The 11,697-nt window shown below is 70.3% G+C and carries 9 protein-coding genes; 2 read left to right on the top strand and 7 right to left on the bottom strand.

The window, feature by feature from the left end:
- Positions 1-135: 135 nt before the first annotated feature.
- The 7 genes from ACFW9D_RS35165 to ACFW9D_RS35135 all read right to left on the bottom strand — a co-directional run bounded on the left by ACFW9D_RS35165 (position 136) and on the right by ACFW9D_RS35135 (position 8,957).
- The gene (locus ACFW9D_RS35165; RefSeq protein WP_384628975.1) at positions 136-1,506 is read right to left on the bottom strand and encodes an MFS transporter; all 1,371 of its coding nucleotides are present in this window, start codon (positions 1,504-1,506) and stop codon (positions 136-138) included.
- A 445-nt stretch (positions 1,507-1,951) separates the two neighbouring features.
- On the bottom strand, positions 1,952-3,163 hold the full coding sequence (locus tag ACFW9D_RS35160; protein ID WP_384628973.1) for an amidohydrolase family protein: 1,212 nt from the start codon (positions 3,161-3,163) through the stop codon (positions 1,952-1,954).
- 5 nt (positions 3,164-3,168) lie between these two features.
- Positions 3,169-4,152 carry an ABC transporter ATP-binding protein gene (locus ACFW9D_RS35155; protein WP_384628971.1) on the bottom strand — a complete coding sequence of 328 codons (984 nt, stop codon included), beginning with the start codon at positions 4,150-4,152 and terminating at the stop codon, positions 3,169-3,171.
- Positions 4,149-5,159: an ABC transporter ATP-binding protein gene (locus ACFW9D_RS35150; protein ID WP_384628969.1), complete on the bottom strand. Its 1,011-nt coding sequence runs from the start codon at positions 5,157-5,159 to the stop codon at positions 4,149-4,151. Before ACFW9D_RS35150 ends, ACFW9D_RS35155 begins: the two co-directional genes overlap by 4 nt.
- Positions 5,159-6,160: an ABC transporter permease gene (locus tag ACFW9D_RS35145; protein ID WP_384628966.1), complete on the bottom strand. Its 1,002-nt coding sequence runs from the start codon at positions 6,158-6,160 to the stop codon at positions 5,159-5,161. The genes ACFW9D_RS35150 and ACFW9D_RS35145 overlap by 1 nt, the downstream gene beginning before the upstream one ends.
- Positions 6,161-6,195: 35 nt before the next feature.
- Positions 6,196-7,914, bottom strand: a complete 1,719-nt coding sequence (locus tag ACFW9D_RS35140; RefSeq protein ID WP_384628963.1) for an ABC transporter substrate-binding protein — start codon at positions 7,912-7,914, stop codon at positions 6,196-6,198.
- A 44-nt stretch (positions 7,915-7,958) separates the two neighbouring features.
- Entirely contained in the window at positions 7,959-8,957 is a 999-nt protein-coding gene (locus ACFW9D_RS35135; protein ID WP_223206465.1) for an ABC transporter permease, read from the bottom strand.
- A 440-nt stretch (positions 8,958-9,397) separates the two neighbouring features.
- Here ACFW9D_RS35135 and ACFW9D_RS35130 point away from each other — a divergent pair, with 440 nt between their 5' ends.
- Both ACFW9D_RS35130 and ACFW9D_RS35125 read left to right on the top strand, forming a co-directional pair.
- On the top strand, positions 9,398-10,870 hold the full coding sequence (locus ACFW9D_RS35130; RefSeq protein ID WP_384628960.1) for a chlorohydrolase family protein: 1,473 nt from the start codon (positions 9,398-9,400) through the stop codon (positions 10,868-10,870).
- The gene (locus ACFW9D_RS35125) at positions 10,867-11,589 is read left to right on the top strand and encodes a GntR family transcriptional regulator (protein WP_384628957.1); all 723 of its coding nucleotides are present in this window, start codon (positions 10,867-10,869) and stop codon (positions 11,587-11,589) included. Before ACFW9D_RS35130 ends, ACFW9D_RS35125 begins: the two co-directional genes overlap by 4 nt.
- The last annotated feature ends 108 nt before the right edge of the window (positions 11,590-11,697 follow it).

The raw sequence follows: 11,697 nt of genomic DNA, 5'->3' as shown, positions 1-11,697 counted from the left end.
AAACGGTGCCGGGGTCCGGATCCACCATCCCCACCCCGTTTGGTACCCCTTGGGGCGCGGGCCTTTGCGGGGGTAAAACTCTTGGGATCCCATTTATTGGATCCCAAGTGTTGACCCCTTCGACCTCACTGACGGTCATTCAACAAACTGTTGAGCGACGGGAGTTGAGGGTGTGGCTGGAGCGGAAGGAGTCTTCTCCTTCTTGATGAACAGGAAGATGAGCACCACGCCGATCAGCTCCACCCCCGCGATGACCAGCAGGCCCAGCGAGTAGGAGCCGGTGTTCGCCTTCATGCTGCCGAGGAACTGCGGCGCGAAGTAGCCCGCGAGATTGGCGCAGGAGTTGATGAGGGCGACGCCCGCGGCGAGCGCGGTGCCGGACAGATAGCGCGGCGGGAGGCTCCAGAAGACCGGGATCGCGCCCATCGTGCCGCAGGCGGAGAGGGCCAGCGCCGCGAGCACGCCGAGCGAGCTGCCCGCCTGCTGGGCCACGGCGGCCAGGACGAGCCCGACCGCTCCGGTCGCGGCGGCCCACGCCGTGTGCCGGCGCGCCTCGCGCCGCCGGTCGGACCACCAGCCGTTGACGAGCATGCCCACCCAGCCGAGGGCGAAGACGCCCGACATGATCCAGCCGAGGGTGGCGAGGTCGGTGAATCCGGCGTCGGCGACGAGGCTGGGACCGTAGAAGGACAGCGTGGCGTTGCTGGTGATGACGCAGAACAGGGTCAGGATCAGCACCCAGGTCGTGCGGAGCCGCAGGAGCCCGCGCAGGGAGTGCTCGCGACCGCTGCCCGCCTCGGCCTCGCGGCTCAACTCCCTCTCCACGAAGGCGCGTTCGTCCATCGTGAGCCACTTGGCGTCGCGCGGGCGGTCGGTCAGGAGGAAGAAGGCGAGCAGGCCGAGGAGCACGGACGGCACGCCCTCGATGACGAACAGCCACTGCCAGTCGGCGTGGCCGAGCAGGCCGTCGGTGTGCTCCATGATGAATCCGGCCAGCGGGCTGCCGATGAGCATGGCGAGCGGCGAGGCCGACATGCAGACGGCGACGGCCTTGCCGCGGCGGTGCGCGGGGAGCCAGTACGTCAGGTACAGGATGATGCCGGGATGCAGTCCGGCCTCGAACGCGCCCTGCAGGAACCGCAGGACGTAGAAGTGCCACGGGGCGGTCACCCAGGCCATGGCGACGGAGACGACGCCCCAGCCGAGGGCGATGCGCATGATGGTCCTGCGGGCGCCGATCCTCTCCAGCAGCAGGTTGCTCGGCACCTCGCACAGGAAGTAGCCGAGGAAGAAGATGCCGGCGCCGGCGCCGTAGACGGCCTCGCTCCAGGACAGGTCGTCCAGCATGGTCAGCTTCGCGAAGCCGACATTGACGCGGTCCATCCAGGCGATGACGTAGACGATCGTGATGAAGGGGACGGTCCGCAGGACGACCCGCCGGAAGACGCGGTCGCGGTGCCGCGGGTCCAGGGGTGCGGTGCGGGAGTTCGGTGTGTGCTCGGCCATGCCCTGCTACCACCTTTTCTCCGCGGAGTACTCCGCGGATCGCTCCGGGGAAGCGGAAGGAAGAAGTGCGCGCGCGCCGGTGCCGGGCGTCCGGGGACGTGGGGGCGGGCCGGCGGCCGCGCGAGAGGATGGTGGGCCGGCAGGCCGAAGGGTCCCGGCGGGCGAGGGTGGGCCGGCCGGACGCTTCGGCGAGGGCGTCACTGGCCCCGACCGGGACGCCGGAGATCCTGGCGTCGCTGCGACCGGGCGGGGCAACTCCCGACTGTGGGGCCTCGGGTTCCGAGGCGTCAAGAGCCGTGCGGGAACAAGCCGGAGCGCCGGAATCGAGCCTTCCGACGCCCGGTTCGGCTCCCGTGCGATGCGACCCGGCACACGCGTCCGGCGGGACGGCGCCGTCGTCACGGAGGCGCCCCGCACGGAAGCGGAACCAGGTGTCGGACCCTTCTCAGACCCCGCTGACCACCAGCTGGTCGGCGACGACGACGCCGTCGTGCAGGACGGTGCGGTCGGTGCCGCGGTCCATCACGGCGCTGCTCGGGGTCTCGCCGTCGACCAGGAGGAGGTCGGCGCGGTCGCCCGCCGCGAGTCCGGGCCGGTCGGCGATCCCCTTCAGGCGGGGCACGTCGTGGTCCATGATCGAGGCGCCGCCGAGGGTGGCGACGGCCAGCGACATCTCGATGAGGTCGTCGCGCCGGTAGTTGTTGGTGAAGGCGAGCTGCCAGGTGCGGTCGAGCATGTCGCAGTTGCCGTACGGGCTCCAGTAGTCGCGCTGGCCGTCCTCGCCGAGGCCGACGCGGACGCCCGCCTCGGTGAGGTCCGCGAGGGACAGCTGGTTGCTCACCGAGGGCGCCACGGTGGCCATGGCGACGTCGAGTTCGGCGAACTCGTCGATGAGACGGCGGCTCACGGACTCGCTGATCGAGCCGAGTTCGTAGGCGTGGGAGAGGGTCACCTTGCCCTGCATGCCGAGGGCGCGGGTGCGCTCCAGGATCAGGTCGGTGGAGAACACACCGAGGTGGCCGGGCTCGTGGAGGTGGATGTCGACCTCGACCTGGTACTTCTCGGCGAGGCCGAAGACGATGTCGAGGTGCTGCTTGGGGTCCTTGTCCAGGGAGCAGGGGTCGATGCCGCCCATGACGTCGGCGCCCGCCTTCAGCGAGGCCTCCAGGTAGTCGACGGTGCCCTTCTCCCGCAGGATGCCGGCCTGCGGGAAGGTCATGATCTGGACGTCGGCGCGGCCCGCGAACTTCTCCTTCGCGGCCACGACGGCGTCGAACTTCTCCAGCTTGCAGTCCACGTCGACCTGCGCGTACGAGCGCACCCGGGTGGTGCCGCGGGCGATCATGCGCTCCAGGGTGCCGGCGACGCGCTCGTCCAGCGGGACCTCCGCCGTGCGCCAGTTCTCGCGGTCGTTCATCGTCATCGTCCACACGCCGGGCCCGCCGGTGTGTGGGCGGAACGGCAGGCCGATGCGGGTGGAGTCCAGGTGGACGTGGACATCGCTGAAGGAGGGCAGCAGGAGCCGGCCGCGGCCCTCGACGACCTCGCCGGCCGGGGCGGCCGCCGGGTCGTGGGGGCGGATCGCGGCGATGCGGGTGCCGGACAGTTCGACGTCGCTGCGCTCGCCGCCCCAGGGGCGGACGTCACGGATCAGCACGGAGGTCACCTTTCTTCGATGTCGATGTGGTGGCAGGCGGGGCTGCCGGTCGGCACCTCGTCGGCGCAGCGGCTCGCGCTCTTCTCGTCGAGGGTGAGGCGCAGCGGGCAGCGCGAGCGGAAGACGCAGCCGGACGGCGGGTTCGCGGGGCTCGGCAGGTCGCCGGCGAGGCGGACGCGTCCGCTGCGGTCGGCGTCCGGGTCGGCCTGCGGCACGGCGGACAGCAGGGCCTGCGTGTACGGGTGGCGGGGGTTGTCGAAGACCTCGCGGGTGTCGCCGTGCTCCATGATCCTGCCGAGGTACATGACGGCGACGCGGTGCGCGAAGTGCTTGACGACGGACAGGTCGTGGGCGATGAACAGGTACGCGACGCCGGTGTCGCGCTGGATGTCCTCGAGCAGGTTGATGACCTGGGCCTGCACGGACACGTCGAGCGCGGAGACCGGCTCGTCGCAGATGATCAGCTTCGGGTCCAGGGCGAGGGCGCGGGCGATGCCCACGCGCTGCTTCTGGCCGCCGGAGAACTCGTGCGGGAAGCGGTTGTAGTGGTCGGGGCGCAGTCCGACGCGGTCCATCAGGTCGCGGACGGTGGCCTTGATGCCGGTCGGCGGGTTGATGCGCTGGGCGAGCAGCGGCGCGGCGATGGCGCTGCCCACGGACTGGCGCGGGTTGAGCGAGGACGACGGGTTCTGGAACACCATCTGGACGCGCCGGCGGTAGTCCTGGAGGTCGCCGCGGCGCAGCTCGGATATCTCGCGGCCGTCGAGCTTGATGCTGCCGGAGGTGGGTTCGAGCAGCCGCATCAGGAGGCGTCCGGTGGTGGACTTGCCGCAGCCGGACTCCCCCACCAGGCCGAGGGTCTGGCCGGCGCCGACGGAGAAGCTGACGTTGTCGACGGCCTTGACGACGCCGCCCGAGCGGAAGGCGCTCGTACGGGTCGGGAAGTGCTTGGTCAGGTCGGTGACCTGGAGCAGCGGGGTCGTGGTCATCGGGCCACCTCTCGGGCCGGTGCCGCGACGGTCAGGTGGCAGCGCGACGGGTGGATGTCGGGCCCGGTGAGCGCCGGGCGGCTGGTGGCGCAGGCCGCGTCGGGCACGCGGTGCGCCTCGGGGCAGCGGTCGGCGAAGAGGCAGCCCTCGGGCAGGGCGAGCAGCGAGGGCGGGAAGCCCGGGATGGGCCGCAGCCGCTCGGACTGCCCGGTGAGGGACGGCATCGACGCCAGCAGGCCCTGGGTGTAGGGGTGTTGCGGGTCCTTGAAGAGGTCGGAGACGGTGGCGCGCTCCACGCACTCGCCGCCGTACATGACGACGACCTGGTGGCAGACCTCGGCGACGACGCCGAGGTCGTGGGTCACCATGATCACCGAGGTGCCGGTCTCCGTCTGGAGTTCGGCGAGCAGGTCCAGGATCTGCGCCTGCACGGTGACGTCGAGGGCGGTGGTGGGCTCGTCGGCGATGAGGAGTTCCGGCTCGCAGACCAGGGCCATGGCGATCATGGCACGCTGGCGCATGCCGCCGGAGAACTCGTGCGGGTAGGCCGAGTAGCGCTTCCTGGGGTCGGGGATGCCGACGCGGCCGAGCATGTCGACGGCGACGGCGGCCGCGGCCTTCTTGGACACCTGGTTGTGCACCCGGTAGGCCTCGGCGATCTGCGTCCCGACCGGGTAGAAGGGGTGCATCGCGGAGAGCGGGTCCTGGAAGATCATGGCGATCTTCTTGCCGCGGTAGGCGCGCATCTGCGCCTCGGTCAGCGGGTTGAGGTCCGTGCCGTCGAGCAGGATCTGCCCGCTCACCCGGGCGGAGGTGTCCTTCAGCAGGCCCATCAGGGCCTGGCTCGTGACGGTCTTGCCGGAGCCGGACTCGCCGACGATGCCGACGGTCTCGCCGCGGGCCAGGGTGAGGTCCATCCCGTTGACGGCGTGCACGAGGCCGTCGTCGGTCGGGAAGGTGACCCGCAGGTCGCGGATCTCCAGCATGGGGGTGGGTGTCGTGGTCATCAGTTGACCCTCACTCGCGGGTCGATGACCGCGTAGGCGGCGTCGACCACGACGTTGGCGACGATGATGAAGAAGGCGGCCATCATGGTGATGGCCATGGTCACCGGCAGGTCGCCGGACTGGGCGGCGTGCACCGCGGTGAAGCCGATGCCGGGGACGGAGAAGATCTGCTCGGTCAGGACGGCGCCGCCGAGCAGCAGCCCGATGTCGAGGCCGAGCATGGTGACGACTGGCGTGATGCCGGCCCGGGCGCCGTGCCGGAAGACGATCTTGGGCCGGGACAGGCCCTTGGCGCGGGCGGTGCGCATGAAGTCCTCGCCGAAGGTCTCCAGCATGTTGCTGCGGGTGACGCGGATGTACTGGGCGCTGAACAGGACGGCGAGCGCCACCCACGGCAGCAGGTAGTTGAGGACCCAGCCGCGGGGGCCGGCGGGCCCGAACGGCGAGGTGATCTCGTTGGTGGTGAACGGCAGGACGTGCAGCGTGCTGACGAAGAACAGCAGGAGCAGCAGGCCGGTCACCGGGATGGGCAGGGACACGCCGACGGAGGCGGCACCGACGACGACCTTGTCGGTGAACTTCCCCTTGCGCAGCGCGGCGAGCATGCCGAGGCCGACGCCGACGACGGTCCACAGGACGATCGCGCCGACGGCCACGGACAGGGTGTACGGCAGGGCTCGCGCGATGATCGCGGTGACGTTCTCGTTGGTCTGGAACGACTTGCCGAGGCAGGGCCATTCGCACAGGGTCTGGCTGCCGGGGGCACCGACCCACCTGCCGTGCAGCAGGCCCGTCATGTAGTCGGCGTACTGGGACAGGAACGGCTGGTCCATCCCGAGGGCGACACGGGCCTGGGCGACACGCTCAGGGGTGCACTCCTGGCCGCAGGCCGCCGCGGCCGGGTCCGCCGGACCGAGCTGGAACAGGCTGAAGGTCACGAAACTGATGACGATCAGCAGGGCGATCATCGCGGCGAAGCGCCGCAGCAGGAATCTGGTCATGGTCTCGTCAGTTCGCTCGTCGGTTCGTCAGGTGGTCACTTCTCGACGCCGACGGTCGACAGGTCGATCGAGCCGAAGAAGTAGCCGACCTGCGCACCGCGGATCTTGGAGCCGACGACGCTGTTGGTGAAGGAGCGGGTCAGCGGGACCAGCGGGTAGTCCTGCATGATCTTGTCGAAGAGGCCGGCCCACTTCTTGCCGAGCTCCTCGCTGGTGCCGTTGGCGCCGCGCAGCTCGTACAGCTCCTTGGAGAGCTTCTTGTCGTAGTAGCGCGGGATGTTGGAGAACCCGTAGGTCTTGCCGTCGATGCTCGGGCCGATGTTGGGGTCGATCGTGGTGCGGACCGAACCGCTGTCGGCACCGCCGCACCAGCCGCTGCGCGCGATGTCGGGCATCTGCTCACCGGCGAGGATCGTGTAGTAGTTCGCCGCCGGGATGGGCCGCAGCTGGAGGTCGATGCCGATGGCCTTCAGGTTCTGCTGGAGGGTGTTGCCCATGCTCTTGTAGCGCGGGGTGGCGTCGGCGTAGCCGTACACGAGCTTCTTCGGGAAGTCCTTGCCCTTGAGGAGCTTCTTGGCCTCCTCCGGGTTCGGCTTGCCGGCCGGGTCGAGGGCGGTGTGCTGGGTGACGTAGCCGCGCTGCGCGTCGTTGATGTACGACTGCGTCAGCTGGCCGAAGCGGTTGCCGCCGTACTGGACCTGGATCGCCTTGCGGTCGATGGCTATCGCGATGGCCTTGCGGACCTGCGGGTCCTTGATGGTCTCGGTGTTGAGGTTCAGCACGTCGGTGCAGCCGAGGAGGCCGGCGGCGGTGCGCTTCTTCACGTCGGGCTGGTTCAGCTTCGAGGCGTCGGAGGCCTGGAGGCCGCCCTGGCTGTCGAGGGTGATCGCCGTCGGGTCGGAGTCGGCGAGCAGCTGCTGGCTGATGGTCGCCTGCGCCGTGGAGAGGCTGAAGGTGAACGTGTCGGGCAGGGCGGGCCGGTTGGGGTCGGTCGACGCATCCCACTGGTCGTTGCGGACCAGCTTCATGGTGCGCCCGCGCTCGTACGACTTGATCTTGTACGGGCCCGAGGAGACCGGGTGGTTGGTGTAGTCGAGCTTGGTGTCCTTCGACTTGGGCACCGGCGCCGTGTTGGAGCGGGAGACCAGGGCGGGGAACTCGGCGAAGGGCTGCTTCAGGTGGAAGACGATGGTGCGGTCGTCCGGGGTGTCGATGCCCTTGAAGTCGCCGCCCTTGTAGGGGCCCTTGTACGTGTCGTCGGTCAGCGCGGCGTTCAGCTCCTGCGGCGCCTGGGTGTAGACGTCACGGGCGTAGGTGCGCTCGACGCCGTACTTGATGTCCTTGGACGTGATCGGCTTGCCGTCCTCGAACTTCAGGCCCTTCTTCAGGGTGTACGTCCAGGTGAGGCCGTCCTTGGAGGCCTTGCCCAGGTCGGTGGCGAGGTCGGGGACCATGGTGGGCGGCTGCCCGGCGGTCTCCTTGGCCATGACGAGGGTGCGGTAGTAGAGCTGGCCGACGTTGGCGGTCTGCACGTAGTTGCTGTTGCCCGGGTCCAGGGTCTGGAAGTCCGCGGACATCAGGACGTTGACGTTGCCGCCCTTGGTGTCGAAGCCCTTGCCGACCTGGACGGGGTCGAAGGCGTCGGCGTTCGCGCGGGAGCCGGAGCCGGGGGCCGGCTTGCTGCCGCTGCACGCGGTGAGGGCCATCGCGCTGCTGAGGACGATCGCGATCGCGGCTGCTGTACGTCGAGTCACTGCGTCTCCTTGAAGAGGGTGAGGAGCGGTGTTCCAGCGGGGGTTCAGTTGCGGGAGGACTTGGGGTCCAGGGCGTCGCGGACCGCGTCGCCGAGGAGGTTGAAGGCCAGGACCGTGATGACGAGGGCGCCGGCGGGGACCGCGAGGAACCACGGGTCGGACAGGTACCAGTTGCCTGACTGGGCGGCGTTGAGCATCTGGCCCCACGACGGGGTGGGGTCCTTGACGCCGACACCGAGGAAGGAAAGGGCGGCCTCCGCGGTGATGTTGGTGGGGATGAGCATGGTCGCGTAGACGAGGACGACGCCCATCACGTTGGGGATGATCTGCCGGAAGATGATGCTGCGGCGTGAGGCGCCGTAGGCGCGGGCGGCCTCGACGAACTCCTGCTCGCGGATGGACAGCACCTGGCCGCGCACGACGCGGGCGAGGTAGGCCCAGCCGAAGAAGCCGAGGATGATCACCAGTGAGGCGACCGGCAGCAGACTGCCCTGGTCCAGTGCGGTGCCGCCGAGGCGGGACTGCATGATCGGGGTGAGCGACAGGACGAGCAGCAGGTGCGGGAAGGCGAGGAAGAGGTCCATGATCCGGCTGATGACCATGTCGACCTTGCCGCCGAAGTAGCCGGCCGCCGCGCCGATCACGGTGCCGAGGACGACCGAGACGGCGGTCGATAGCAGGGCGATGATCAGCGAGATCCGGGCTCCGTAGGCCATGCGCGCGAAGATGTCGCGGCCCAGGCCCGGTTCGAGGCCGAGCCAGTGCTCGGTGGACGGGTACCGGTAGTACTCGAGCGGCAGGCCCGGGGTGTCGAACTCGTCGAGGTAGTCGGGCCCGGTCAGCGAGGTGTACGGGTCCTGGCCCTCGAGGTGCGTGAGCAGCGGGGCCAGGATCGCGAAGAGCAGGATCAGGGCCACGACGATCAGCGCGCCGACGGCGATGCGGCTGCGCCGGATGCGCAGCCAGGCGGTGGCCAGGAGGGACCGGGCGGCGGCCGGCTCCGCGGACGGGGCCGCGGCGGCCTTCTCAAGGGGTGGGGGCAGGGTGGCCACCTGTCCGTCGGCGGGCTCCGGCGTGCTGGCGCGGGGCGTCCGACGAGGCGACACTTGCGGATCCGACACGTCGGTTCCTCCGTGCTCGGGGGCAGGAATGGCCGGACGGTATACCAAGAACCGGTCCGCCCACCAGAGCCCTGCCGGACGCCGAAACCTCCGAAGTGCCGCCCGAGCCCTTACCCGGACCACACAGCCGTTCCGACCTGCGACTGTAGGCCTCACATAAGTCCAGGTGGACGCGCATATACAGGTACCTGTAAATGCCATCGAGACACTTGATCGATCGCCGGAAATTCTTTTTCGGCACCTCACTATTTGAGACCGGGGACCCCCTCGAAGACCCCTCCGGAAGAGAAGTCCCCGAACAACTTCCCTTTTGGTATGCCAGTTTCTAGGCTGTCGACCTCCGACGTTCCTCAGGAGGTCCCATGCGCACGCGCTGGCGCGCCCGTCACGTACTCGCCCACCAGGACGGTGGGCACGCTCTTCTGCGGGACGGCGAGGTGGTGTGGGAGGACGACGTCATCGTCTACGTCGGCCCGCGCTTCGACGGCCCGGTCGACGTCGACCGCGACCTCGGCGACACCCTCGTCATGCCGGGTCTCATCGACCTGGACGCTCTCACCGACATCGACCACCTCGTCATCGACTCGTGGCACAGCCCCGACCACGGACGCGGACTCCAGTGGTCCCAGGACTACTTCGACCACCGGCGCCGTGACGTCTTCACGCCCGAGGAGCGGGCCACGGTCCGCGAGTACGCCCTCGCGCAGCTCGCCCTGCACGGCATCACCACCTACATGCCGATCGCCTCCGAGGTGCACAGCTCCTGGGCCGAGCCCTACGACGAACTCGTCGCCATGGCCGAGACCTCGCGCCGGATCGGGCTGCGCGGCTACCTCGGCCCCGCCTACCGCTCGGGGGTCAACGTCGCGACGGCCGACGGCGGCCGCGACGTGGCCTTCCGCGAGGAACTGGGCCGGGCCGGCCTCGCCGACGCCGTCCGCTTCCTCGACCACCTCGCGAAGCTGGACGACCCGCTGCTGACCGGCGTGCTGCTCCCCTGCCGCATCGAGACGCTCTCCACGGAACTGCTGCGCGCGACCGCGGAGACCGCCCGCAGCCGTGACGTCCTGGTCCGCCTGCACGCCCTGCAGGGCACCACGGAGCGCGAGATCACCCAGCGCCGGCACGGTATGACGCCGCTTCAACTCATCGAGGAGAGCGGCCTGTTCGAGACCCGGCTGCTCATCCCGCACTCCGTGGTCATCGACCGCCACCCCACCCTGTTCGGCGAGGACCGCGGCGACCTGGACACGCTCGTCCGCTCCGGCGCCTCCGTCATCCACTGCCCGCAGACGTCCATGCGCTACGGGGAGGCCCTGCACTCCTTCCGCGCCTACCGCGAGGCCGGCGTCAATCTCTGCCTCGGCACCGACTCCTTCCCCCCGGACCTGATCCGCGGCATGGACGCCGGCGTGCACCTCGCCAAGATCGTCGACGGGCGGCTGGACGCGGCGCCGGTGGAGCAGTACGTGGAGGCGGCCACGCTCGGCGGCGCCCGCGCCCTCGGCCGCTCCGACCTGGGCCGCCTCGAGCCCGGCGCCCAGGCCGACCTCGTCGCGTTCGACCTCGGCGACATCCGCGACGGCGTCCTGGACGACCCGGTCCGCACCTTCCTCCTCAACGGCACGGCGCGGCAGGCGACCCAGTCCGTCGTCGCGGGGCGGCCGGTGCTGGTCGACCGCGAGCTGCCCGGTGTCGACCTCGCCGGCCTCCAGAAGGAGGCTCAGCGCCTGTTCGACACGATGCGGGCGGCGTACGCCGAGCGCGACCTCCTGGGCCGTGACCCCGACACGCTCTTCCCGCCGACGTTCCCGCCGTTCCGGGACCGGTCGTGACGGCCGTCGCCGGGGCCCTCGCCGAGGCCCCGGACGAGGCGCCCGCCCCCCGCCGGGGCGGGCCGGGCGCGGCGTCCCACGTGGACCGGGCCGAGGCCTTCATCCGGGCCGGGATCCACTCGGGCGCCTATCCGCAGGGCGGCCGGCTGCGCGAGCGGGAGCTGTCCGAGACGCTGGGCATCTCCCGGATCCCGGTCCGCGAGGCGTTGCTGCGGCTCGCGCAGGAGGGGCTCGTGGTGACGTCGCCGCGGCGCGGGGCCACGGTGCGCCGGCTGACGCTGCGCGACGTGAACGAGCTGTTCGACCTGCGGCTCAGCCTCGAGGTGTTCGCGGCGGGCCGGGCGGCGGAGCGCAGCGCGCAGGGCTACGCGCACCCCGCGCTGCAGCGGATCATGGACGAGGCCGAGGACGCGACACGGCGCAACTCACCGGCGGACATCGCCGCCGCGAACACCGCGTTCCACGCCGAGATCATCACCATGACCGGCAACCGCCTCCTGCAGGCCTCGTTGCAGCCCTCGCTCGGTCTGATGCACTGGCTGTTCCGCCTCACCTCGACGGATGTGGGCCCCCGCCTGCACTGCGAGGAGCACAAGCGGATCTGCACGGCGGTGTACGCGGGCAAGGCGCAACTGGCCGAGGCGCTCTCGTACGCGCACATCGACATCCGCCGGGAGCCCACGCTGGAAGCCCTGGAGGGGGTGCTGCCTGCCAGGTGAGCCGGTTCGCGGGAGGGGGCAGCCGGTCCCCGGGGTGCGGGTCCGGGCCCCTAGGTCCCCCACCCCCGGCCCATGGTGCCCAATAAGCCCCCCGGCGGGGCGGGGACA

Source organism: Streptomyces sp. NPDC059524, from assembly GCF_042749255.1.
Lineage (GTDB): Bacteria > Actinomycetota > Actinomycetes > Streptomycetales > Streptomycetaceae > Streptomyces > Streptomyces xanthii.
This window is presented reverse-complemented; position numbering and strand designations above follow the sequence as displayed.

Coding starts and splice junctions, on each gene's coding strand:
- ACFW9D_RS35130 (WP_384628960.1), top strand. CDS start 9,398: ATGCGCACGCGCTGGCGCGCCCGTCACGTACTCGCCCACCAGGACGGT.
- ACFW9D_RS35155 (WP_384628971.1), bottom strand. CDS start 4,152: ATGACCACGACCCCGCTGCTCCAGGTCACCGACCTGACCAAGCACTTC.
- ACFW9D_RS35145 (WP_384628966.1), bottom strand. CDS start 6,160: ATGACCAGATTCCTGCTGCGGCGCTTCGCCGCGATGATCGCCCTGCTG.
- ACFW9D_RS35165 (WP_384628975.1), bottom strand. CDS start 1,506: ATGGCCGAGCACACACCGAACTCCCGCACCGCACCCCTGGACCCGCGG.
- ACFW9D_RS35150 (WP_384628969.1), bottom strand. CDS start 5,159: ATGACCACGACACCCACCCCCATGCTGGAGATCCGCGACCTGCGGGTC.